At 64.8% G+C, this 24,343-nt stretch carries 23 protein-coding genes and 1 tRNA gene; 17 read left to right on the top strand and 7 right to left on the bottom strand.

Going from position 1 to position 24,343, the window contains the following annotated elements:
- Nucleotides 1-91: 91 nt before the first annotated feature.
- From AB5I39_RS11160 to AB5I39_RS11105, 12 genes are all read left to right on the top strand, one after another.
- Nucleotides 92-922, top strand: coding sequence for an alpha/beta fold hydrolase (locus tag AB5I39_RS11160; RefSeq protein ID WP_404366595.1), 831 nt, complete (start codon nt 92-94; stop codon nt 920-922).
- Nucleotides 923-966: 44 nt separating this feature from the next.
- Nucleotides 967-1,575 (top strand): M17 family peptidase N-terminal domain-containing protein, encoded by a 609-nt coding sequence (locus AB5I39_RS11155; protein WP_404366593.1) that lies wholly within the window; start codon nt 967-969, stop codon nt 1,573-1,575.
- A gap of 113 nt (nt 1,576-1,688) precedes the next feature.
- Nucleotides 1,689-2,291 carry a response regulator gene (locus AB5I39_RS11150; RefSeq protein WP_404374123.1) on the top strand — a complete coding sequence of 201 codons (603 nt, stop codon included), beginning with the start codon at nt 1,689-1,691 and terminating at the stop codon, nt 2,289-2,291.
- A gap of 138 nt (nt 2,292-2,429) precedes the next feature.
- Nucleotides 2,430-3,047, top strand: a complete 618-nt coding sequence (locus AB5I39_RS11145) for a helix-turn-helix domain-containing protein (RefSeq protein ID WP_404366591.1) — start codon at nt 2,430-2,432, stop codon at nt 3,045-3,047.
- A 2-nt stretch (nt 3,048-3,049) separates the two neighbouring features.
- Entirely contained in the window at nt 3,050-3,709 is a 660-nt protein-coding gene (locus AB5I39_RS11140) for a hydrolase (RefSeq protein WP_404366588.1), read from the top strand.
- Nucleotides 3,710-3,713: 4 nt separating this feature from the next.
- Nucleotides 3,714-3,968 carry a XapX domain-containing protein gene (locus AB5I39_RS11135; RefSeq protein ID WP_404366585.1) on the top strand — a complete coding sequence of 85 codons (255 nt, stop codon included), beginning with the start codon at nt 3,714-3,716 and terminating at the stop codon, nt 3,966-3,968.
- A gap of 53 nt (nt 3,969-4,021) precedes the next feature.
- Complete coding sequence (locus AB5I39_RS11130; RefSeq protein WP_404374121.1) at nt 4,022-5,896, top strand: amidohydrolase; 1,875 nt, start codon at nt 4,022-4,024, stop codon at nt 5,894-5,896.
- 13 nt (nt 5,897-5,909) lie between these two features.
- On the top strand, nt 5,910-6,806 hold the full coding sequence (locus AB5I39_RS11125; RefSeq protein ID WP_404366582.1) for a glyoxalase: 897 nt from the start codon (nt 5,910-5,912) through the stop codon (nt 6,804-6,806).
- The gene (locus AB5I39_RS11120) at nt 6,803-7,228 is read left to right on the top strand and encodes a DoxX family protein (protein ID WP_404366579.1); all 426 of its coding nucleotides are present in this window, start codon (nt 6,803-6,805) and stop codon (nt 7,226-7,228) included. The genes AB5I39_RS11125 and AB5I39_RS11120 overlap by 4 nt, the downstream gene beginning before the upstream one ends.
- The gene (locus tag AB5I39_RS11115) at nt 7,221-8,588 is read left to right on the top strand and encodes an alginate export family protein (RefSeq protein ID WP_404366576.1); all 1,368 of its coding nucleotides are present in this window, start codon (nt 7,221-7,223) and stop codon (nt 8,586-8,588) included. The genes AB5I39_RS11120 and AB5I39_RS11115 overlap by 8 nt, the downstream gene beginning before the upstream one ends.
- Nucleotides 8,589-8,599: 11 nt before the next feature.
- Nucleotides 8,600-9,298, top strand: a complete 699-nt coding sequence (locus tag AB5I39_RS11110; protein WP_404366573.1) for a YoaK family protein — start codon at nt 8,600-8,602, stop codon at nt 9,296-9,298.
- A gap of 18 nt (nt 9,299-9,316) precedes the next feature.
- Nucleotides 9,317-10,117, top strand: coding sequence for an alpha/beta hydrolase (locus tag AB5I39_RS11105; protein WP_404366570.1), 801 nt, complete (start codon nt 9,317-9,319; stop codon nt 10,115-10,117).
- Nucleotides 10,118-10,202: 85 nt separating this feature from the next.
- Here AB5I39_RS11105 and AB5I39_RS11100 read toward each other — a convergent pair whose 3' ends face one another.
- The 7 genes from AB5I39_RS11100 to AB5I39_RS11070 form a co-directional block, all read right to left on the bottom strand.
- Nucleotides 10,203-11,303, bottom strand: a complete 1,101-nt coding sequence (locus AB5I39_RS11100) for a putative 2OG-Fe(II) oxygenase (RefSeq protein ID WP_404366568.1) — start codon at nt 11,301-11,303, stop codon at nt 10,203-10,205.
- A 42-nt stretch (nt 11,304-11,345) separates the two neighbouring features.
- Nucleotides 11,346-12,197: a sulfotransferase domain-containing protein gene (locus AB5I39_RS11095; protein ID WP_404366565.1), complete on the bottom strand. Its 852-nt coding sequence runs from the start codon at nt 12,195-12,197 to the stop codon at nt 11,346-11,348.
- The gene (locus AB5I39_RS11090; RefSeq protein ID WP_404366562.1) at nt 12,194-13,120 is read right to left on the bottom strand and encodes a hypothetical protein; all 927 of its coding nucleotides are present in this window, start codon (nt 13,118-13,120) and stop codon (nt 12,194-12,196) included. Before AB5I39_RS11090 ends, AB5I39_RS11095 begins: the two co-directional genes overlap by 4 nt.
- A complete protein-coding gene (locus AB5I39_RS11085) occupies nt 13,113-14,321 on the bottom strand; it encodes an asparagine synthase-related protein (RefSeq protein WP_404366559.1) in 1,209 nt (402 codons plus the stop codon). Before AB5I39_RS11085 ends, AB5I39_RS11090 begins: the two co-directional genes overlap by 8 nt.
- Before the next feature lie 89 nt (nt 14,322-14,410).
- The gene (locus tag AB5I39_RS11080; RefSeq protein ID WP_404366557.1) at nt 14,411-14,875 is read right to left on the bottom strand and encodes a hypothetical protein; all 465 of its coding nucleotides are present in this window, start codon (nt 14,873-14,875) and stop codon (nt 14,411-14,413) included.
- A gap of 296 nt (nt 14,876-15,171) precedes the next feature.
- Nucleotides 15,172-15,339 carry a hypothetical protein gene (locus AB5I39_RS11075; RefSeq protein ID WP_404366554.1) on the bottom strand — a complete coding sequence of 56 codons (168 nt, stop codon included), beginning with the start codon at nt 15,337-15,339 and terminating at the stop codon, nt 15,172-15,174.
- A gap of 266 nt (nt 15,340-15,605) precedes the next feature.
- A tRNA-Leu gene (locus AB5I39_RS11070) sits at nt 15,606-15,692 on the bottom strand.
- 135 nt (nt 15,693-15,827) lie between these two features.
- On the opposite strand from AB5I39_RS11070, the gene AB5I39_RS11065 reads away from it, so the two are divergent.
- From AB5I39_RS11065 to gltB, 5 genes are all read left to right on the top strand, one after another.
- A complete protein-coding gene (locus AB5I39_RS11065; RefSeq protein ID WP_404366551.1) occupies nt 15,828-16,760 on the top strand; it encodes a complex I NDUFA9 subunit family protein in 933 nt (310 codons plus the stop codon).
- A gap of 23 nt (nt 16,761-16,783) precedes the next feature.
- Complete coding sequence (locus AB5I39_RS11060) at nt 16,784-17,593, top strand: undecaprenyl-diphosphate phosphatase (protein ID WP_404366548.1); 810 nt, start codon at nt 16,784-16,786, stop codon at nt 17,591-17,593.
- Between the two features lie 156 nt (nt 17,594-17,749).
- Nucleotides 17,750-19,192 carry an NAD(P)-dependent oxidoreductase gene (locus tag AB5I39_RS11055; protein ID WP_404366545.1) on the top strand — a complete coding sequence of 481 codons (1,443 nt, stop codon included), beginning with the start codon at nt 17,750-17,752 and terminating at the stop codon, nt 19,190-19,192.
- A complete protein-coding gene (locus AB5I39_RS11050; RefSeq protein ID WP_404366543.1) occupies nt 19,189-19,773 on the top strand; it encodes a DUF2059 domain-containing protein in 585 nt (194 codons plus the stop codon). The genes AB5I39_RS11055 and AB5I39_RS11050 overlap by 4 nt, the downstream gene beginning before the upstream one ends.
- Nucleotides 19,770-24,281, top strand: a complete 4,512-nt coding sequence (gene gltB, locus AB5I39_RS11045) for a glutamate synthase large subunit (RefSeq protein WP_404366540.1) — start codon at nt 19,770-19,772, stop codon at nt 24,279-24,281. Before AB5I39_RS11050 ends, gltB begins: the two co-directional genes overlap by 4 nt.
- Nucleotides 24,282-24,343: the final 62 nt, after the last annotated feature.

Here is a 24,343-nt window from a genome sequence, read left to right as displayed (position 1 = left end):
CGCCGCATCCGCCGCCGCCTTGACCCTGGCCTCCGGGGCGTCAGCGCAATCGCCCAATCACAATCGACACAGTCTTTTCAGGAGTAACGACATGGCCTTCATCAAAACCAAGGACGGCGCCGAGATCTTCTACAAGGATTGGGGTCCGAAGGATGCCCAGCCCGTCGTGTTCCATCACGGCTGGCCGCTAAGCTCCGACGATTGGGACGGGCAGATGCTCTATTTCCTCGCCCACGGCTTCCGTGTCGTGGCGCATGACCGCCGCGGCCACGGGCGCTCCAGCCAGACTAGCACCGGCAATACCATGGACACCTATGTCGCCGATGCGGCGGCGGTGGCGGACGCGCTCGACTTGAAGAACGCCGTCCATATCGGGCACTCCACCGGCGGCGGCGAAGTCGCGCGCTATGTTGCGCAGGCCAAGGCGGGCCGCGTTGCAAAGGCGGTGCTGGTCAGCGCGGTGCCGCCGCTGATGCTCAAGACCGCCAGCAACCCGGATGGCGTGCCGATGGAGGTGTTCGACGGAATCCGTGCCGGTCTGGCGGCCAATCGCGCGCAATTCTTCCTCGATTTCGCAAGCGGCCCTTTCTACGGCTTCAACCGCCCGGATGCGAAGGTGCTGCAAGGCGTGATCGACAATTGGTGGCGCCAAGGGATGATGGGCAGCGCCTGGGCCCATTATCAGGGCGTCGCGGCTTTCTCCGAAACCGACTTCACCGAGGATCTGAAGAAGATCACCGTGCCGGTGCTGGTGATGCACGGCGAGGACGACCAGGTCGTTCCCATTGCCAACGCGTCGTTGAAGGCGGTGAAGCTGGTCAAGAACGGCACGCTCAAGACCTACAAGGGCTATCCGCACGGGATGCTCACCACGCACGCCGACGTCATCAACCCCGATCTGCTGGCCTTCATCCGCAGCTGACGGCCGCGACCTCTTGGTCGCATTGCGGGCCAGTGGAGAGAAGAATGCCCGAGCCGGGTTTCGGCGAGCCAGATGGCGCGAAAGTGATTGGCCAATGGGGCGACGTCCGCATCGAAGTCGCACCGCACGATGCGGTGACGGTCGGTGCGGCGCTGGCCATCGTCGGCGTGTTCACGCGTGAGGCCGCTGGCAACGGCCCTGGCGGGGGATTGAAGCATCTCGACACGGCGCTGAACGGCGCGCTGCTGCGGCTGCGGTCCGACGGGATATTCGGCGCTGCGCCGGGCGAATTGCTGACGCTGACCGCTGTCTCACCACCGATCCAGGCGCATGATGTCATTGCGGTCGGCCTCGGTGATCCCGACGCGTTCACGCCAGCGGGTCTACGCCTGGCCGTCTCCGCCGCAGCACAGGAAGCGATCCGCCTCGCTGCGCCCTCAGCCGCCTTTGCGCCGAGCCTGCTCGACAGCGGGATCGATCGGACGCTGTTGCCGGGCGCGGAAAGCGCAATGCTAGGCGGTTTGATCGACGCGCTAGCGACGCGCTCGCACGACGTTGCACTGTCCTGCTGGATTTTCTGCGCTGGCGCGGAGCATCTCGATGCCGTGGCTGCGGCCTTTCGCGATGCGTTGCTCACGCTCGATCGACGCTGATCTTGCCGGTATCGCCCTCGCTCGCGTATCGCAGCGCGGACCAGGCAAATCTGCGTGGCAGCAACGCTGATCTCAAAGGCTGTGCCTTGCTCGACGCGACCCCCATCCGGATCATGATCGTCGATGACCACCCCTTCCTGCGCGAGGGGGTGCGCGCCGTCGTCGAGACCCAGCCCGACCTGGCGGTGGTCGCCGAGGCCGAGACCGGCGAGGAGGCCATCGCGCTATACCCGCAGGTTCGGCCCGACGTGGTGCTGATGGACCTGCAACTGCCTGGAATCGGTGGCCTGGCCGCGATCGTCGCGATCCGCGAACAATGGCCCCAGGCCCGAATCGTGGTGCTGACGACCTATGCCGGTGACGCCCAGGCGCTGCGCGCCTTGCGCGCCGGTGCCGCTGGCTATCTCCTGAAGAACAGCTTGCGCAAGGAATTGCTCGACACGATCCGCTCGGTCCATTCCGGCGGCAAGCATCTGAGCGCCCAGGTGGCGAGCGATATTGCGTTTCACGTCATCGCCAATTCGCTGAGCGAGCGCGAAACCGAGGTCCTCTCGCTCGCAGCCGCCGGCAATTCGAACAAGCAGATCGCCGCGCGCCTGTCGGTGACCGAGGAAACGGTGAAGGGCCACATGAAGACGATCTTCGCGAAACTCGGCGCCTCGGATCGCACGCATGCGGTGACGATCGCCGCGAAACGCGGAATCATCGAGCTGTAGTAGCGCCGCGCCGCCGAGCGCGACAGAAGAAGGGATCGCGCGCACCGCTAAAGAGGCGATCCCACCCCCTCCTTCGGGGCTGAGTGCCGAAGCCGCCACAGGCTATCCCCATCGTACTGGTTGCGATGGAGATCACCGATGCTTCGATCGGCTCAAACGACGATTACCCCGCAATTCGCAGCTCTGGCTGCGACGGCGGCTGGCCTCGTCGCCGGGGCCAAGCAAGCACTGGATAACGACCCGCATGTCGCGCGCGGCTTGCTCGATCAGCTCGCAACGCTGTTCGGATCGGACGAGCGCACGCGCCACGAAGCCCTGTTGCTGCCCGCCGCGCCGCCGACCGGGGATGAGCGCGGTACGGCCAGAGGTGGTTTGGCCTCCTGGCAAGTGAATCGAACGCTCCGCTATATCGACGCGCGCCTTGCCGATCCGATCATGGTCGAAACGCTGGCGAGCGTCGCGCAGCTCAGCACCGGCCATTTCTGCCGCGCTTTCAAGATCACGGTCGGCGAGACGCCCCATGCCTTCCTGATCCGCCAACGCGTGCGCCGCGCGCAGATGCTGATGCTCCGGACCGACGAGACGCTGAGCCAGATCGCCAGCGCGTGCGGCCTGACCGACCAGGCGCACCTCACCCGCCTCTTCCGCCGCATGGTGGGGGAGACGCCGCTGGCGTGGCGCAGGACCTGGCAACCCGCCCGTCCCGCCGCGCATCGGCGCGCGCCGTCACCACAGCCCTTCACAACAGGAGAATGACCGTGACCGTTACCGCCTCCGCCACGCCCGGCGCATCGCTGCTTTCACCCACCGATCACACGCTCGTCCTGATCGACTTCCAGTCGCAGATGGCATTCGCGACAAAGTCCATCGGGGCCGAACTGCTGCGCAACAATGCCGCTCTGGTCGGCCGCGCCGGCAAATCGTTCGGCGTTCCGACGATCCTGACGACCGTCGCGGAGAAGAGCTTCTCCGGCCCGATGTTCGACGAGCTGAAGGAAGCCTTTCCCGGACAGGCAGTGCTCGACCGCACGTCGATGAACACGTGGGAAGACGCCAGCGTCATCGACGAGGTCAATCGCATCGGCAAGACGCGCATCGTGTTCGCCGGTCTGTGGACCAGCGTGTGCATCGTGGGTCCGGTCTCCTCAGCGATCGACCAGGGGTTCGACGTCTATTTCATCGCCGATGCTTGCGGCGATATCTCTACCGAAGCGCATGAACGCGCCGTCCAGCGGATGATCCAGCTCGGCGCGAGGCCGATGACCTCGCTGCAATATCTGCTCGAACTGCAGCGCGACTGGGCACGCGCCGAAACCTATGATTCGACCACCGGCATCGCAAAGAAATGGGGCGGGGCCTACGGTCTCGGCGTCATCTACGCCAAGACGATGTTCGGCGCCTCCGAAGGCGGGCACTGAGACGATGCGGCCGTACCTCCTCTCGCTCGCCGCGGGAATCCTCGTCGGCGTGATCTACGCGCTGCTGAAGGTACGGTCGCCGGCCCCGCCGACGATTGCGCTGATCGGCCTGGCAGGTATCCTGATCGGCGAGCAGGCAGTCCCGCTAGTCACGAGCCTGTGGGCGAGCAAAACCAAGGCCGCATCGATCCGCGCCGCCTGCTCCAACCATGTGTTCGGCACGCTGCCGAGCAATGCGCAAGCGGACGACGCGGCATGATCTTCACCCGGCGCGACACGATCGTCGGCGGCGCAGCGGCACTGCTCGCCCCGATGGCGGCCGGAAATGCGAGAGCGACGATGACCACACCCGACCTGATCCTGTCCAACGCCAAGGTGGCTACCCTCGACCGCGAAAATCCCGATGCGCAGGCGATCGCAATCCGCGACGGCAAATTTCTTGCAGTGGGCAGCGAGGCTGACGTGCGTGCCGCAGCACCCGATGCCGTCGTCATCGACGTCGGCGGACGGCGGATCATCCCCGGCCTGATCGACAGCCACATGCACATCATCCGCGGTGGGCTGAATTATAACATGGAGTTGCGCTGGGACGGCGTGACCAGCCTTGCCGATGCGATGGCGATGCTGAAACGGCAAGTCGACAAGACTCCCGCCCCGCAATGGGTACGCGTGGTCGGCGGCTTTACCGAACATCAGTTCGCCGAGAAACGCTTGCCGACGATCGCCGAGCTGAACGCCGTCGCGCCGGATACCCCGGTCTTCATCCTCCACCTGTACGATCGCGCGCTGTTGAACGCCGCCGCTTTGCGCGTCGTCGGCTACACCAAGGATACGCCCAACCCGCCGGGGGGCGAGATCGTCCGCGATGCCGCCGGCAATCCCACCGGCCTGCTACTCGCCCAGCCGAATGCGACGATCCTGTACTCGACGCTCGCGAAGGGCCCGAAGCTTCCGCCTGAATACCAACTCAACTCGACGCGCCATTTCATGCGCGAGATGAATTCCTTGGGCGTGACCGGCGTGATCGATGCCGGCGGCGGTTTCCAGAACTATCCCGACGATTACGCGATCGTCGAGAAGCTCCACGCCGACGGCCAGCTCACGCTGCGCATCAGCTACAATCTGTTCACGCAGAAGCCGAAGGCAGAGCTGGCGGACTTCCAGGGGTGGGTGAAGCAGGTCAAGCCCGGTCAGGGCGACGACACCTATCGCCACAATGGTGCGGGCGAGATGCTGGTCTATTCCGCCGCCGACTTCGAGGATTTCCGGGTCGAGCGACCCGACATGCCGCCGAGCATGGAAGGCGACCTCGAACCCGTCATCCGCTTGCTCGCCGAGCACAAATGGCCATGGCGGCTCCATGCTACCTATGACCAGACGATCGGGCGCGCGCTCGATGTGTATGAGAAGGTCGCGCGGGAAATCCCCTTCACCGGGATCAACTGGTTCTTCGACCACTGCGAAACGATCAGCGACCGCAACATCGATCGCATCGCCGCGCTAGGCGGCGGCATCGCGATCCAGCATCGCATGGCCTATCAGGGCGAGTATTTCGTTGAGCGCTATGGCAATAAGACGGCCGAGCGGACGCCGCCGATCGCCAAGATGATCGCGGCCGGGCTGCCGGTCGGCGCGGGTACGGATGCGACGCGCGTTGCCAGCTACAACCCTTGGGTGTCGCTGAACTGGCTCGTCACCGGCCGGACGGTCGGAGGACTCGGCCTCTATCCCGGCGCAAATCGCGTCAGCCGTGAAAAGGCGCTGCGGATGTGGACGCACGAGAACACTTGGTTCTCGAGCGAAACCGGCAAGAAGGGGCAGATCAAGGCGGGCCAGCTGGCCGATCTCGCGGTCCTGTCGGGCGATTATTTCGCCGTTCCCGAAAACGACATCCCACACCTGCGCTCGGTCCTCACCGTGCTGGGTGGAAAAATCGTGTTCGGCGAAGGCGATTTTGCGCCGCTCGCCCCCGCTTTGCCCCGGCCGATGCCCGACTGGTCACCGGTCGCGACCTTCGGCGGCTATCACCGCACACCGGAGGCGCAGAAAATGGCGGCGGCCTGTGGCTGTGCGACGGCCTGCTCGGTCCACGGCCATGATCATGCCGCAGCACTGGAGCGCGACATGCCGACCGCCGATGTCCAGACCTTCTGGGGTTCGTTCGGTTGCGGCTGCTGGGCGGTTTGAGAGGAAAAAGATGATGAAGCCTGTTGCGATACTCCTCGCCGTCGCGCTGATCGGCGCGGCCCCGGTCGCGCCCGCCGCCGCCCGGCAAACGGCACCCGCCGAATATTCGGTCGGCCCGCAGTATGACACCACGCACGTTTATGTCGCGCCGGAGGATTTTGACCGCTTCGTCGCGAGCTTGGTGGCCACCTTGGGCGGCACGACCTCGAAACAGGGCGTGTTCCAGGTCACCCCGACCGCCAGCCAGACCATCTCGCAGCTCGTGCTGACACCGGCTGGCACTATCTCGGTATTCGGCTTCAAGACGCCGATACCCTACCCCTTCGGCAGCGAGCGCACCGGCTATCTGGTGCGCGACATGGATGCCGCAGTCGCGGCTGCGCTGAAGGCCGGGGCGGCGCGGCTCGTCACCACTTTTCCCGATCCAATCGGGCGCGATGTCGTGTTGCAATGGCCCGGCGGCGTGACCATGCAATTCTATTGGCACACAACCAAACCGAACTACGCGCCGCTGGCGACCATCCCGGAAAACCGCGTCTATCTGACCCCCGACGCCGCCGACCGCTTCGTCAGGAGCTGGCTCGCTTATTCAAAGGGCAAGGTCACCGCCGATGACAAGGCAGCACCCGGCAGCGAGATCGGCCAGCCGGGCAAGACCTATCGCCGCATTCGCCTCACCTCGGGCTATGGCAAGATGGTGGTGCTGGTCTCGGATGGACAGGTGGGCTGGCCCTATGGTCGCGAACTGACAGGCTACGAAGTCGCCGACCTCGATCAAACGCTCGCGAAGGCCACCGCAGCAGGCGTAGAGACGCTGATCGCGGCCCAGACGCAAAGCGATCGTCGCTCCGCGATCGTCCGCTTTCCTAGCGGCTATATTGCCGAGATTCACGCACTTGCCCGGCCATGAGCGGCCCCGACCCGCGCTTCGTCGACGCATTGCTCGACTGGCGAGCGACCTGGCTCCTTGCGCGGCTGGCGCTGGTGAGCGCCTATCTGCTTGGTGCGATCGTCAAGCTCAGCGACTGGAGCGCCGCCGTGGCAGAGCAGGCCCATTTCGGCATGGCCCCGCCCGAAGTCTGGGCGGCAGCGACGATCGCGGTCGAGCTGATCGGCCCCTTGCTGATCCTGTCGGGTCGCCTGGTCTGGCTTGGCGCGGGGATGCTCGGCGTGTTCACCCTGCTCGCTGCGATCACCGCCAATGCTTTCTGGGCGATGCCGGCCGGACAGGCCCGCTTCATGGCGACCAACGCTTTCTTCGAGCATATCGGCCTGATCGGCGGCTTCATCCTCGTCGCCTTGGTCTCCCGGCTGGAACAACGACGTGCCTAGCAAATGGCTGGCGCTGGCGGTCGGATGCCTCCCGGCCCTTGCCCAGGGGCAGACCAAACCGCACGAGGCGTGGCAGGCACCGACGCTGACGATCACGCGGTACGACGAAGACTGGTCCGATCTCGCCGATCCGACCGCGCGCGACGATCATTGGACCGGTCGCTTCAAATATGTTCCGCTCGCGCCCGATGCCTATCTGACCAGCGGTATCGAGATACGGGTGCGCAACGAGAATAACTGGAACCCGGTGTGGGGCGATGCGCCCGACGACGGCTATGTCTGGACGCGGGCCATGCCCTATGCCGATCTGCACGTCGGCCGCGCGCGCGCCTTTGTCCAGCCGATCGCGGCCTATGCGGCTAGCGTGAAGCCCAGCGCCGGCCCGATCAACCAGACGCGCGTCGATCTGCTCCAGGGCTTTGCCGACATTGCCCTGCCGGTGGGGGGCGGAGGCCTCACCCTACGCGCGGGCCGCCAGATGCTGTCGCTCGGCAGCGAGCGACTGGTCGGCACGCGCTACGGCCCCAACGTACCGCTGGCCTTTGACGGTTTCCGCGCACTGGCGCAGTTCGGCGACATCAAGCTGAGCTTGCTGGCCGTCCGGCCGGTGACGCCCGGCCCCAAGAGCTTCGACGACCGGCGTTCGCGCGCCAAATCGCTGTGGGGCGCGTACGCGTCCCTCCCCGGCCTCGACCTCTATTATCTCGGTTATCGCAACGCCAATGCCCGCTATGGTAACGAAACCGGAAGCGAAGTGCGCCACAGCATCGGCGCACGCGCCTTCGGTAGCGCGCAGCATTGGAGCTGGAATGTCGAGGGCGTCGCGCAGTTCGGGCGCTTTTCCGGCCGTTCGATCGGCGCGTGGACGCTCGCGATCGAGGGCGGCAGGAGCTGGCCTGAGGCACCGCTGTCACCCAATGCCACGCTGCGTTTCAACATCGTCAGCGGCGACGGCAATGCCGGGAATGGCACGCTCGGTACCTTCAACGCACTGTTTCCGAAGGGCAAATATTTCGGCGAACTCTCGCCCGTGGGCCCGTACAACATCGTCAGCCTCAATCCCGCTATTGCCGTGTCGCTGGGCAAGGGCCTCTCGGCCGGTTTGGCGGGCATGGCCTATTGGCGCTATGCGACCACCGACGGCGTCTATGACATTCCCGGCACTCTCATCCGCGCGCCCGGCACGTCCAGCGCTAGGTTCATCGGCAAGCAAGCCGAGGCCACGCTGGCGTGGCAGGTGACCCCGGAACTCGAACTCTCGACCTCGCTGTCCGCGTTTGTGTCAGGCACCTTCATCCGCGAAACCGGCTCGGGCCGCACCATCGCGATGTTGGGGTTCGAGAGCAATTTCCGCTTCTGAAGGGACCAGCTATGACCGCGCCCAAACCTTCCTCACCCCTCCCCGGCCTGTTGCTGTTCCTGTCGGCGACGACCGGGCTGGTCGATGCGGCGAGCGTGCTCGGACTGGGCAAGGTGTTTACCGCCAATATGACCGGCAACATCGTGTTTCTCGGTTTCGCTGCGGCCGGCACGCCCGGTTTCGCGGTCGCACCGTTCGTCGTCGCGATCGCCACCTTCATGCTGGGCGCAGTGATCGCCGGACGGCTGGGTACCGCTCATGTCGATCGTCCGCTGCGGCATTGGCTGGTGCGTGCCGCGATCGTCGAGACGGCGCTGCTGTGGATCGCCGCGCTGATCGCCCTGCGGCTGGATGTTGCGCGCCAGACGCCGGAAGGGTCGGTCCTCGCGGTCATCGCGCTGACCGCCATCGCAATGGGCTTTCGCAACGCCACGGTGCGCCAGTTGAAGGTGGCCGACCTCACTACCACGGTGTTGACGATGACCATTACCGGGATCGCGGCGGATTCGCGGCTCGCTGGCGGCAGGGGCGGCAATCTCGGACGTCGCGTAGGTGCCATCGCCGCGATCTTCGCCGGTGCCGCAGTCGGAGCCCTGCTCGTGCTGCATGTCGGCCTCGCCATCCCGTTGGCGCTCGCCGGGTTGATGGTGCTGGTCGGCACGCTCGCCTGCGCGCGCCACCCGAGCGCAGACCGGCCGCGCGGCGTGTGAGTTTTACGAGGCGGAGCCATGAAGCGCGTCCAAGAAAGCGGTGAAAGCGACAATCGGAGGTTGGCAGAACCACCTAATCTGCGGGGCGACACCCCGATATGGAGCGCCCGCCGCCATGACCGATTCATCCACCGCAGCTCCAACGGTCGTTCTCGTCCACGGCGCCTGGGGGACGGCTCCAGCTGGCAGCGGGTGATCCCGATCCTGCTCGACCAGGGAATCGCCGTCGTCGCGGTCCAGAACCCGACCAGCTCGCTCGCCGACGATGTGGCGGCGACGAGGGTTGCGCTGGATGCCATCCAAGGCGCGGTCGTGCTGGTCGGCCATAGCTGGGGCGGTGCCGTCATTACGCAAGCCGGCAATGACTCGAAGGTGAAAGCGCTCGTCTACGTCGCCGCCTTCGCGCCCGCCGTCGGCGAGTCGGTCGGCGATCTTGTCGGAAAATTCCCCAGCCCGCCCGCTCTGTCCAAGATCACCGATGACGGGGCCGGCAATCTCAAGCTGAGCCTCGATGCCTGGATCGGCGACGTCGGCCATGATTTGCCGGAAGCCGACGCGCGGCTGTTGCATGTGCTCCAGCCGCCGCTTCCAACCAGTACCTTCGGCGAAACGGTCTCGCAGGCGGCGTGGGAAGACCGTCCGAGTTGGTACATCGTCTCGAGCGAGGACCGCGCAGTCAGCGTCGAACTCGAACGCGCAGCCGCGCTTCGGATGGGCGCGAACACCGTGGAACTGGCGGCCGGCCATATGTCGCTTCTCTCTCAGCCCGCCGCTGTGGCCGCGGTGATCATCGAAGCCGTCAAACATATCGGCGGATGAGCTAGCGGCTCTGGCAATAGTGAGAAGGCAAAACAGACAAACCCGCCGATCATAGATTTGGTCGTCCCATCGGCAGCCCTGCGGCTCACCTATCGGTTGCAGAAGCCTTCGGAACGTCCACCGGCAAGACATCAAACGCGATGCAGATTCGTTCCTCGTCGACACCCATCGGATCGGTCTGGTGAACGAAATACCCGGGCATGAGCACGAGCGTGCCCGGCTCGGGTGGAATGAACCGCTCCTCCCAGCCGTCAGCAGGGGTTAGCTCGAGCGAAGCTCGAGGTCCCAGCCGCAACCATCCCACCTTCCCCCCATCGCGAGACGCGCGCGGGCTGGCGACGTAGTAAATGCCGCTCAGCCATGCCTCGGGATGGAAGTGCGGCGTATGAAAGGACTGTCCGTCCGAGACGAGTGCCCAACCCGCGATTTTGAATGCGCTGGGAGCCGACCGGACGAACGGATGAGCAGAGCCAGCCGGAAGGTCCGCAATGTAGCGCTCCACCCGAGAACGGATCATCGCGCGCAGTTGCCACGCCGCCGGCCGCTCCGGACGCAGGAGCTTCGGGTACCACCACGCATCGTTCATCGCCGCGCCCGCCTGGCGCCCGAAATAGGTGAGGCCGGATTTGATCTCGTCAATGAGTCTGTCGTGAAAATGCGCGCGGTCGAATTCGGGCGGAGGCTCGATCGTTTCACAACGAAAGAAGGCCTCATAGTCGATAATATATTCGACGTGCTCGGCATTTCCTAGCACCGCCTCGGCGATCGCATGTGCCACGAGCACCTGGGCGTTGAGCACATTGCGCTCGATCAGCGCCGCGGTGCGCGCTAGAAGCGAGAGGGCAGCGTCGCGCCGCGATGATCCGTCCTTAAACACCAGATCCGGAAGTGCGCATGGATTTGCCGCAACCGCGCGGCGGAAAACCTGGGCATATTCATCATAGGCACCACATTCCGCCAACATGTCGGCCAGCGCGTACAACAGCTCGGGCGAATCTGGCCGTAGGGCCAACGCCTCGCGCAGAAGTTTCAAGCGCGCCTGTTCCCGCGCAGCATCAGTGGTTCGCTCGTCGTTATGCTGCTCTGGCACTTCCGCTAGGTCCCTGCTGAGGCCTGATATCGCCGCTCGCTCCTTCTGGTCCGATGTGCCGGACAGGACAACATCCTTAGCAATCGCCAAGCTCAACTGACACGCGACTCCAAGCCACGGTGCGCGTGACGCGCGGGCTCAAAAATAGCCGAACCTGCGCATCACTGTTTCATGGTCGCGCTCGATCCTCGCCGCCTGCTCGGCGCTCAGAACATCGCGCCACCCGCCCGCTCGGCCCGAAACGAAGAACTGAGCGGCGGTGTCGGGCATTTCGGCAAAGCCGGTCCGTCGTTCCTGATCGGCGATCCGATCGAATGCCGATGCGGCAATTGCCCCGGTGACTGCATCGGGCGTCACCTCCCAACCGAGATAGGTTGCCATCCGCGCCAGCGTGCTGACGGGATCGGCGTGCATATCCTCGTAGCGGACGACCAGCGGTGCGAGACCCGACTCGTCGACCCAAGTTGTGACATGATTGGACCAGTGCCCCAGCCACTGGGCAATGTTGGGCGCGATCTTGATATTGCTGGCGTTCAACCGCGATTCGGGATTGGCAAGGTTGCCAATACCCCAATCGACGGTCTGGTTGGAGAAGCGCGCCCACGAAATCGCGACATCGCGCGGGTCGCGAATGATGTAGATCGCACCGCGCGTATGCGCTTGGTCAAATACAGGACGTCCGGCACGCGTCCGATACCACCGGTCGTGAATTTTGAGCAGTCGTAGCTCGGGATCGGTAGCCGCAATCGCATCATGGAATGCGGGGCGCAGCGCGTCGATCTCTGCGCGCGTCAGGCTACCCGATTCCACTTCCAGCAGTTCGTCGAACAAGCGGCGGCGGGTCGGCATGATGGCGAAACGCAAGATGTCATCGAGCACAATCGGAGCCCCACCCGCGCGCATCGAACACAGCGCCAGACGCACCCACGTATTGCCCGATTTGGGGTAGGAAGCGAGCCAGATCAGGCGCTTCTCCTGACCGTTGGTCACCGCGAAGCCCGCACCGTCATGACGATGGCGTCGACGGTCTCATCAAGCCGATCGAAGCTGAGCGCGCGTTCGACGATGAAGTGACTGGGGATACCGCTTGCTGCGGCAGTGGCGCGCGCCATCGCCGACGCAGCACCGGCAAGCCAGACGAGCGAACGCCCGCGATAGATCTGGCTGCGAAACTGTTCAACCGCGGCCCGACCGCGCAGCCGCCGGAAGCGCGCGCCGCCATGTTTGTCCCACTGCCGACTGAGGTGGAAAATCGCGCGCGGGGGCGTGGGTGAAGCGCGCGGTTGCTCGAGCAGCGAGCGGCTGAATTTCTCGAGTCCATCCCGGCACCGCTCAAGGCCGGCGCTGCCCCACCCGGCATTGTCGATGGCGTCCTGCCACAGGCGAATTCGGCGCAAACTTGGCAAAATCACTGCGCCGTCCGGCCCGATCTGCACCGGCGACACATCGTCGGACAACACGACATTGCCGCGCCGCGCAAAGGCATCAGCCAAGGTCGATTTACCGGCACCGGACGCGCCGGCCAACAAGACGGCCTCGCCATCGATCACGACGCTGGCGCCGTGGATCGGTACCACGCCGCGCTGATGACACAGATAGCCGAAAGCGCTGCCCAGCAGAAACAGTCTGACGTCCGGCGAGTCGGCGGCGCGTGCTGGAGCCACCGTAATACGCCGCCCTTCCTCGATCAGGTAATCGGCAACGCCGTCAATGCGAAATCGTGTCCGCCCCGTCGCATCGATCGCCATGATCGGCGTCGCCATGATGGGAGCGTCGATCGGGGGCACCTCGCCAAGCGCAACGACCACATCGGGTGCGCGCGCGTCCCCCGCCCAGATCGATAGATCGGGAAGGGGGATGTCGCTCGCCAGCCGCCAGCCGCACAGGTCGTAATCGCGGGCTTGGCTATTCATTGCCACCCTCATGCCAGCGCAGGAACCCGCCGATCGATATGCCCCGCGCCAGCGCATAACCATAAACCTGCTTGTACTTTTTCGCCGCCGCGGCGTCGCTCGGCCACGCGTCGAGCAGCTTCTTCATGCGCGGGACATCGACCACGCGACTGGCAAGCGGGGAGCGCGAAATGCGATCGATCGCTGCCGCCATCCCTTCTCGTCGGCGCGAAGCCGCATCGAACCAGTCCGGGCTTTGGAGCCCGCGGCGCCGCTCACGAAGCAATTGCGGCGGCAATCGGTCGGCGAGCACACGGCGCGCCAGCCAGCGGTCCTGGCCGGCGTGCCAGAACTGCGTTTCGGGAATGCCAAGCGTGAATTCGACCAGCCGGCGATCGGCATAAGGGTCGATCGTGTCGGGACCGCCCGCGCGGCGCTCCGCGAATTGTTTGTCGCGGTTGCGCTGTGCCTGCAGCGCATGGAGCCGCATCGCGCGGCTGACCAAGCCTTGAAACGGCAGATCGTGCGCGGTGTCGCGAACCCTCGCGGCGTAATCGATCGAGGCGAGAAACTCATCCGAGACCATCGAATAGGTCGCCCAGCGCGAATGCTCCCCAGCCGTGCGGTCGGCGCGCCAGCGCAAAAGCGATCCGGGCAAAAGCGGCTTGATATAGCGACTTGCCACGAAGCGAGGCAGGCTTTGCCCGCGTTGCTCCGCCGCCAACGCCGCGCTCCGCAAGGCCTGCCCGCACCGGCCCGCACGCAAGTCTCCGGCAAAATGAGGGTCGCCCTCAAACGACAAGGTCAGATTGCCGACGCCGCCTGAGAATACCACCGCGGGGTCGCTGGCGCGGATCGCGTCGACCATTGGGGCGAACCATCCGGCATTCAGACCACGCATCCGCGGCACGAAAAACTTTGCGGCGTCCCGCTCAGGATCGATATCCTCTTCGGCTTGGCGAACGCTTGCGATCACGGTCAGGGAGATGTTCGGGTAGCGCGCGACCACGGCATCGACCAACGCACGCTCATCCATCGCATTATACGGATGCGCCGTACCCGGCGCGCGATGGAAAGCATCCAGAGGTTCGTCGCCAAGCAGCCGCGCCGCCGTCGCGGCAAGCCCCGATGAATCCAGGCCGCCCGACAAGTGAACCCCCAATTTGCCCTGCTCGGGCAATCGGCAGGCAACGGCGCGATCGAGCAATGCGCGTGCCGCCATCACGTAATCGTCGTCACGCTTGAATTCGATCCGCGGAATATCTTCGGACGTCCAATATAGCTTTGTCCGGACCCTCGCATTCTCAGCGATCAGCATCCCCCCGGCGGCACGCGCCGGATGTGCCGATAAACGGTGGTTTCGTGATCCTGCGGCTCGATCGTCAGGTATTGCGCCATGACCAGGTCATCCAGGTCACGCGGCACCTCGGGCAATGCGAGCAGCGTTGGGATCGCAGAGGCGAAAATCAGATATTGCGGGTGCTCGACATAATATAGCGGCCGGGTGCCGAGCGCATCACGCGCAAGGACGAGCCGGTGGTCCGTTTCGTCCCAATGAGCGAAGGCAAATCCGCCATTCAAATGCGCGGCCGCAGCGGCGCCCCAACGCCGACACGCGAGCGCCACCAGCGCAGCATCATCGCGTCGGCCGGATCGCTGCTCGCCGAGCGCGGCCGCAATGTCTTGCGGTTCGTCCAGACGGCAGTCAGCGGCGACGATATCGCCCAGCACGCCTCGCGCCGGTTGCAGCGCGAAGTCGCGCTCGGCCGAGCGCAAGGGACGGTGCAGAATGACGACTGGGCCAGCGCCGACCTGATGTGACTTTCCAATCCCGCCGAGGCTGCGGCCGAGACGCGAGACGATCGCCGGGTCGACTGGACCACCATCGATCTTCAGGACACCAGCAATTTCGCCCAAGATGGAAGCCTCAAAGCACCGGGTGCGCGATCGCCATCACCGCCACCGCCCGTACGACGACAGGAGGATCAGCCAGAACTCGCCGGCGTTTGGATTTACGCCCTGGACAAGAAGTCGTCCGCGATACCCGTGCTAGCGAACCCCTGGAGCCGGCGTCAGCTGATGCCGGTGGTCGAATAACCCGGGGAGCTGTCGAGGCCATCGTCACCGGGCCTTTGGACCGTGCCCAAAGTCGTCTGAGCGATGCTGTCATCGCTCAGAATTGGTGTGCGCCATACCGGTCGCTTTTCGGGAGCGTCATATCCCGCATCGTTACTAGCCATGATCGCTCCTTCACTCTGGCCTCAGTTAACCTTGGCACGTTAAATCTTGGATTTCGTTATTGAGGACATTACCTTAAAGCTGATTGCGCACAACCGAATTTCACCCCCGAGCACGTCCTTTATTGTCGAGCGGAGAAATCGAAATACAGTGCCAGAAATTCAGAAATTACGACGCCCGTTATATTAGGGTCGACCATCGCTTTCGAAGCAGGGGTCGCAATCGGCGTTCCCTACAAGGGGCCTGAGTGCTCGGCTTTAACAAGCAATGGTGCCCGGAAGAGGACTCGAACCTCCACGCCCTTGCGAGCGCCAGCACCTGAAGCTGGTGCGTCTACCAATTCCGCCATCCGGGCACGAAAGAGTCAGGCCGCGAAGGCCGTGAACATCCGGTAGGACGCGGCCCTTAGGGCGGTGGACTTGGCCTTGTCAACACGTGGCGTGCTGGGGCAAGGGGCCCAGGCGGGATTTATCGCCAAGGGTACAGCGACATGAAGGACAAATTGGTTACGCTGATCGGCGGCGGCGGGTTTCTCGGCCGCTACGTCGCACAGGCGTTGCTTGCGCGTGGAGCGCGCGTGCGAATCGCGCAGCGCGATCCGCGAAGGGCTTTTTTCCTGAAGCCGCTTGGCGGACTCGGGCAGACGCAATTCGTCGCGGCGGACTTGTCGAAACCCGAATCGATCGCCCGCGCGGTCGTGGGGTCGGATGCGGTTATCAATCTGGTCGGCATTCTGAGCGGGGATTTCCACAAGGTGCAGGCCGAGGGCGCGCGAATCGTCGCCGAGGCCGCGGCGCAAGCCGGGGCAAGCGCCTTCATCCATATCTCGGCGATCGGCGCGGATGCGGCGTCCGACTCGGCCTATGGCCGGTCCAAGGGCGACGGCGAGGCGGCGGTGCGCGCGGCATTTCCGGCAGCGACCATCCTGCGCCCCTCGATCGTGTTTGGGCGCGAGGATCAGTTCGTCAATCGCTTCGCCGCGATGATCGCCAGCGCGCCGGTCGTGCCGGTGCTGCGCGCAGGCACCAAATTCCAGCCGGTCTATGTCGGCGATGTCGCAGATGCGGTGGTGGCGGCGCTCGATCATCCGGAGCTCGCGGCGGGCAAGATATTGGAGCTTGGCGGGCCCGATGTTCTAACGATGGGCGGTCTGGTGCGCTGGATCGCCAAAACGACGGGGCGCAGGCGCGCGATCGTCGAATTGCCCGATGCGATCGGCGCGACGATCGCGACCTTCGGCTTCCTGCCCGGCGCGCCGATCACGGCGGACCAATGGAAGATGCTGGCGCGTGACAATGTCGTCAGTGGCGAAGACGGGCTGAAGACGCTCGGCATCGTGCCGACCCCGCTCGATGCGGTCGCGAGCGGCTGGCTCGTGCGCTACCGCAAGGGTGGCCGCTTCTCCACGCCGACGACCGCCTGAACGCGGCGCGATAGGGAAATTTCGTGACCGACATCATCAGCATCATCCTGCTCGGCATCGTCGAGGGAGTGACCGAATTCCTACCGGTGTCCTCGACCGGGCATCTGATCCTCGCGACCAAATTGTTGGGGTATGACGCCGAGAAATGGGCGGTTTTCAACATCGTCATCCAGTTGGGCGCGATCCTGGCGATCGTCGTGCTCTATTGGCGCACTTTCTGGGCGGTAGGCCTGGGCCTTTTGAAGCGCGATCCGGTGGCGATCCGCTTCGTGCGCAACGTGCTGGTCGCGTTCGTGCCGGCCGCGGTGATCGGTCTTGCGATTCACAAGCAGATCGAGGCGTTACTCGGCAATGCCGAGGTGGTGTCGATTGCGCTGATCATCGGCGGCATCGCGATCATCGCGGTCGAACGCTTCGCGCCGAAGAGCGACATCGTCGGCGTCGCCGACATTCCGCTCGGCAAGGTCGTCGGGATCGGTTTCCTGCAATGCCTGGCGATGGTGCCGGGGGTCAGCCGATCTGGCGCGACGATCCTGGGCGCGCTGGCGCTCGGCGTCGAGCGGCGGACGGCGGCGGAGTTCAGCTTTTTCCTGGCGATTCCGACGATGCTGGGCGCGACGACGCTCGAACTGGTCAAGAACCGCGACGCGTTGCTGAGCGGGGTCGGCGTCGGCTTCGGCGCGATCGCGCTCGGCTTTGCGGTCGCCTTCATCGTCGCGGTGATCGTGGTGAAGGGATTTGTCGGCGTGGTGACGCGCTACGGCTTCGTGCCGTTCGCTTGGTACCGCATCGTTGCGGGGACCGCCGCGCTGATCTGGCTCGCAACATTATAGTACCGTTTCGGTCCTATTATTGCGGTTCAGTTTTGGCAGCCCAATGCGATAACGCGTTAATCAAGGTATATAGGTCAGCATACCTTACCAAAAGCACGTTTTGTGCGTGACAGCCCCCGATTTTGAAGGTATCCGCGCTTCCCGAAAGGGTGAAGCATGGCTGACACGTCGCTATTGAAGTTCGTCGAGCGCGAGCAAGCCTATCCGGCCAAGCGCGAACCCGAGCTGCGCGCGGAGGATTTCCGCGAGATCGCCGATCGCTATGCAACGACCGAGGCGGAGGATCAGGCCGGGCGATGCTCGCAATGCGGCGTGCCCTATTGCTCGGTGCATTGCCCGCTGCACAACCATATCCCCGACTGGCTGCGCCTGACCGCCGAGGGCCGATTGCGCGAGGCGTATGAACTGAGCAATTCCACCTCGACCATGCCCGAGATCTGCGGCCGCATCTGCCCGCAGGACCGGCTGTGCGAGGGCAATTGCGTGATCGAATTCTCCGGCCACGGCGCGGTGACGATCGGATCGGTCGAGAAGTTCATCACCGACACCGCTTGGGAAGAAGGCTGGGTCGAACCGCTCGTGCCGGGTGCCCCGCGCGGGCAATCGGTCGCGGTGATCGGCGCTGGCCCGGCGGGCCTGAGCGCAGCGGAATATTTGCGCGTCAACGGTTATGACGTGCATGTCTACGATCGGTACGATCGCGCGGGCGGGTTGCTGACCTACGGCATCCCCGGTTTCAAGCTCGAGAAGCCGGTGGTGATGCGCCGCGTCGAGCGGCTGAAGGCGGGCGGGATCGTGTTCCACCACGGTTTCGAAGTTGGGCGCGATGCCAGCCTCGACATGCTGCGCCAACGCCACGACGCGGTGCTGATCGCGACCGGCGTCTACCGCGCGCGCGCGATCAAGGCACCCGGCGTCGAGGCGGACGGTGTGATCGACGCGCTCGACTTCCTCACCGCGTCGAACCGCAAGGGCTTTGGCGACGCCGTCCCCGCGTTCGACGACGGCAGCCTGAATGCCGAGGGCAAGCATGTCGTGGTGATCGGCGGTGGCGATACCGCGATGGATTGCGTGCGCACCGCCGTCCGCCAGGGTGCGGCTTCGGTCAAGTGCCTCTACCGCCGCGACCGCGCGAACATGCCGGGATCGCAGCGCGAAGTGAAGAATGCCGAGGAGGAAGGCGTCGAGTTCGTCTGGCTTTCCGCGCCCGAAAGCTTCGTCGGCGGCGAGACGGTGACGGGCGTCAAGGCCAGCGCGATGCGGCTCGGCGCGCCCGATGCGAGCGGCCGCCGCGCGCCGGAGATCGATCCGGCGGGCGGTTTCGACATCCCCGCCGATCTGGTGATCAAGGCGCTCGGCTTCGATGCCGAGGATTTGCCGACGCTGTTCGGCGCGCGCGAGCTTGGCGTCACGCGCTGGGGCACGGTGCTGGTCGATAACAAGACGCTGATGACGAGCCTCGACGGGGTGTTCGCCGCGGGCGACATCGTGCGTGGGGCAAGCCTGGTCGTGTGGGCGATCCGCGACGGACGTGATGTGGCGGCGACGATGCACAAGTATCTGAAGGCGAAGGCGGCAACCGGGAGGAAAGCGGCGTGAGCGCGATCTTTCTAGTCGCTGCAGCGATGTTGGCTCCAGCACCCGCGATGAGTCAGACACCGCCGGTCGAGACGGCTGCGCCTGCAGTCGATCCGGCTCGTCTCGCCGCGGCGCGAACGGTGATCGAGCAGATATTCCCAGCGGCGACGCGACAGCAGACGATGCAGGGCATGATGTCGGCGATGATGGCCAACATTCGGCAGCCGCTGATGACAAATCCCGACTTCGCGGCGGCGGTCCAGAAGGACCCGCGCGTCAAAAAAATCTTCGACGATTTCGTGGACCGGCAGCTCGCTCGCTCAACAGAACTTCTCAACGCGAATCTGCCGGGAATGGTGGATGCAATGGCGCACGCTTATGCCCGCCGCTTCGACATATCCCAACTGCATGATCTGTCAGTCTTTTTCTCGACGCCGACCGGTAAGATCTATCTAGCGAATTCAATGACAATCATGAGCGACCCAGACGTCGCTGCTTGGCAACGCGACCTGACCACGCGATCGATGAAGACGGTCCAGTCGGATATCGCGGACCTCGTCAAGCAAATCACCGCCCTCCAGCCCCCGGTGAAAACCCAATGACCGACCAGCGCACCCGCCTCGCCGAACACGGCATGTACCGCCCCGAATATGAGGGCGATGCCTGCGGCGTCGGCCTTGTCGCCGCGACCGATGGCACGCCGTCGCGCCGCGTGGTGCAATCCGCGATCGATGCGTTGAAAGCGGTGTGGCACCGCGGTGCAGTCGATGCCGACGGCAAGACCGGCGACGGTGCTGGCCTCCACATCGATCTGCCGCTCAAATTCTTCGATGATGCGATTGCGGCATCGGGCCACACCCCCCTGCCCAACCGGCTCGCGGTCGGCATGATCTTCCTGCCGCGCACCGATCTCGGCGCACAGGAGGCGTGCCGGACGATCATCGAGAGCGTGATCATCGACGAGGGCTATACGATCTATGGCTGGCGGCAGGTGCCGGTCGATGTCTCGGTGATCGGGCAGAAGGCGCAGGCGACGCGGCCCGAGATCGAGCAGATCATGATCGCGGGCCCGATGCCGCACGAACAAAGCGCCGCCGAGTTCGAAAAGAACCTGTACCTCGTCCGCCGCCGGATCGAGAAGCGCGTGATCGCGGCGCAGATCCAGGGCTTCTACGTCTGCAGCCTGTCGTGCCGCTCGATCATCTACAAGGGCCTGTTCCTGGCCGAGAGCCTGTCGGTCTTCTATCCCGACCTGCGCGACATGCGCTTCGAGAGCCGCGTGGCGATCTTCCACCAACGCTATTCGACCAACACCTTCCCGCAATGGTGGCTGGCGCAGCCGTTCCGCTGCCTGGCGCACAATGGCGAGATCAACACGATCCGCGGCAACAAGAACTGGATGCTCAGCCACGAGATCAAGATGGCGAGCCTGTCGTTCGGCGAGCATTCGGAGGACATCAAGCCGGTGATCCCGGCGGGCGCATCCGACACCGCCGCGCTGGATGCCGTGTTCGAGGCGATCTGCCGATCGGGCCGCGACGCGCCGACTGCCAAGCTGATGCTGGTGCCCGAAGCGATGGCACCGAACAGCGACATGCCGCCTGAACACCTTGCCATGTATCAATATCTGGCGAGCGTGATGGAGCCGTGGGACGGCCCAGCGGCCCTCGCCATGACCGATGGGCGCTGGGCCGTGGCGGGGATGGATCGCAACGCGCTCCGCCCCTTGCGCTATGTCCGCACGATCGACGGGCTGCTCATCGTCGGCTCGGAAAGCGGGATGGTCGTGGTGCCTGAATCGACGGTGATCGAGAAGGGTCGCCTCGGGCCGGGCGAAATGATTGCGGTCGACCTGGACGAAGGCGTGCTGTTGCACGATCGCGCGGTGAAGGACCGGATCGCGGGCGAAGCGGATTATGCCGCGATGATCGGTGCCTTCACCACGATCGACGATTTGCCGATGCCGCCAGGCGAGACGATCGCGCGCTTCGATCGTGCCGAGCTGACCCGCCGTCAGGTTGCCGCCGGGCAGACGCTGGAAGATATGGAGTTGATCCTCGCGCCGATGGTCGAGGGTGCCAAGGAAGCGATCGGATCGATGGGCGACGATACGCCGCTCGCCGTCATTTCCGACAAGCCGCGGCTGATCAGCCAATTCTTCCGGCAGAATTTCAGCCAGGTGACCAACCCGCCGATCGACCCCTTGCGCGAACGGCACGTGATGTCGCTCAAAACGCGGTTCGGCAATCTCGCCAATATCCTTGATACCGAGGATCGGCGCGACGGCGTGCTGGTGCTTGAATCGCCGGTGCTGACCGGGTCCGACTGGGCACGGTTGAAGGCGCATTTCGGCACGCAGGCGGCGGTGATCGACTGCACGTTCGAAGCGGGCGGTGGACCCGAGACGCTGCGCGCCGCGATCGCGCGGATCCGGGCCGAGGCGGTGACGGCGGTGCGCGAGGGGCGGACCGAATTGTTCCTGACCGACCGCACGATCGGCCCCGACCGGATCGGCATTGCCGGCGTGCTCGCCGCCGCCGCCGTGCATACGCATCTCGTGCGGATGGGCTTGCGCTCCTACGCCAGCATCAACGTGCAGACCGCCGAATGCCTCGACACGCATTATTATGCGGTGCTGATCGGCGTCGGCGCGACGACAGTCCACGCGTATCTGGCGGAAGCGTCGATCGTCGACCGGCACGAGCGCGGCCTGTTCGGCGATCTGAGCCTCGAGCAATGCCTCACGCGGCATCGCACGGCGGTGGAAGAGGGGCTGCTCAAGATCATCTCGAAGATGGGGATCGCGGTCATCTCCTCGTACCGCGGCGGTTATAATTTCGAGGCGGTTGGTCTCAGCCGTGCGCTGGTCAACGATCTGTTCCCCGGCATGCCCGCCAAGATTTCGGGCGAGGGCTACGCCTCGCTCCACCTCAATGCGCAGCTGCGGCACGACAAGGCGTTTGACGACGGCGTCGCGACGCTGCCGATCGGCGGCTTCTATCGCCAGCGCCACACCGGAGAGACCCACGCTTACTCCGCGCAGTTGATGCACTTGCTGCAAAGTGCGGTCGCGACCGATAGCTATTCGACCTATCTGCAATTCTCGCGCGGGGTGGAGGCGTTGCCGCCGGTCTATCTGCGCGACCTGTTGCAGTTCAATTTCCCGGCGGAAGGTGTGCCGGTCGATCAGGTCGAGGCGATCACCGAAATCCGCAAGCGCTTCGTGACGCCGGGCATGTCCTTGGGCGCGCTCAGCCCCGAAGCGCATGAGACGCTGGCGATCGCGATGAACCGGATCGGTGCCAAAGCCGTGTCTGGCGAAGGCGGCGAGGACAGCGCGCGCTACCAGCCCTATGCCAATGGCGACAATGCCAATTCGGGTGTGAAGCAGATCGCCAGTGGGCGCTTCGGCGTGACGGCGGAATATCTCAACGCGTGCGACGAGATCGAGATCAAGGTCGCGCAAGGGGCCAAGCCCGGCGAGGGCGGGCAATTGCCCGGCTTCAAGGTGACCGAATTCATCGCCAAGCTGCGCCATGCGACGCCGGGCGTGACGCTCATCTCGCCGCCGCCGCACCACGACATCTATTCGATCGAGGATCTGGCGCAGCTCATTTACGACCTGAAGCAGATCAACCCGGTCGCGCGGGTTTGCGTGAAACTGGTGTCCTCCGCCGGGATCGGCACGGTGGCGGCGGGCGTGGCCAAGGCGCACGCGGACGTGATCCTGATCGCAGGGCACGTCGGCGGCACCGGAGCTTCCCCGCAGACCAGCATCAAATATGCCGGTACGCCGTGGGAAATGGGTCTCTCCGAGGTCAACCAGACGCTCACGCTCAACGGCCTGCGCGGACGGATCAAGCTGCGCACCGACGGGGGCCTCAAAACCGGGCGCGACATCGTCATCGCTGCGATCCTGGGCGCGGAGGAATTCGGCATCGGCACGCTGAGCCTGGTCGCGATGGGCTGCATCATGGTGCGGCAATGCCATTCCAACACGTGCCCGGTCGGCGTGTGCACGCAGAACGAAGCGCTGCGCGCGAAATTCAGCGGCACGCCGGAAAAGGTCATCAATCTGATGACTTTCATCGCCGAAGAAGTGCGTGACATCCTTGCGCGGCTCGGCTTCCGCAGCCTCGACGAAGTGATCGGGCGGACCGAATTGCTGCGTCAGGTCAGCCGCGGGGCGGAGCATCTCGACGATCTCGATCTCAACCCGATCCTCGCCAAGGTCGACGCGCCCGATGACCAGCGCCGCTTCAGCCTGACCGGACGACGCAACGAAGTGCCCGACAGTCTGGATGCGCAGATCATCAAGGATGCCGCCGCCGTGTTCAGCCGGCGCGAAAAGATGCAGCTCACCTATTCGGTGCGCAACACGCACCGTGCGGTGGGCACGCGCCTGTCGAGCGAAATCACGCGGACCTTCGGCATGTCGGCGCTGGCCGACGGGCATGTCCATGTCCGGCTGCGCGGCTCGGCGGGGCAGTCGCTCGGCGCGTTCCTGTGCAAGGGCGTGACGCTGGAGGTGTTCGGCGATGCCAACGACTATGTCGGCAAGGGCCTGTCGGGCGGCATCATCGCGGTGCGCCCGGTGGTCTCGTCACCGCTGGCGAGCCAGGACAATACGATCATCGGCAACACCGTGCTGTACGGCGCGACCTCGGGCAGTCTCTATGCCGCAGGGCAAGCGGGCGAGCGTTTCGCGGTGCGTAACTCGGGCGCGACCGTGGTGGTCGAGGGCTGTGGCGCCAACGGCTGCGAATATATGACCGGCGGCATTGCGGTCGTGCTCGGCACGGTCGGCGCGAATTTCGGGGCTGGCATGACCGGGGGCATGGCATTCGTCTACGACCCCGAAGGCCGCTTCCCACGCCGCGCCAATCCGGAAAGCATCACCTGGAACCGGCTTTCGTCGCTCCATTGGGAGGCGACGCTGCTCGGCCTTGTCCGCGCGCATCATGCGGCGACCGATTCCAAATGGTCGGGCGCGTTGCTCGACGATTGGGGTCGGGTGGTCGAGCATTTCTGGCAAGTGGTGCCCAAGGAAATGCTGTCGCGGCTCAGCCATCCGCTCGATGATCGCGAGGAGCAGATCGCCGCGGAATGAGCGCGGGTTTAAAACGCTCCCGCGCGCGTCGCGTCTTCCGTCGCGTGGCTGCTGCCGCTAAC

This window comes from Sphingomonas sp. MMS24-J45, assembly GCF_044881195.1.
Taxonomy (GTDB): Bacteria; Pseudomonadota; Alphaproteobacteria; order Sphingomonadales; family Sphingomonadaceae; genus Sphingomonas.
Note: the sequence above shows the minus strand (reverse complement) of the source record. Positions and strands in the feature narration are given on the sequence as shown.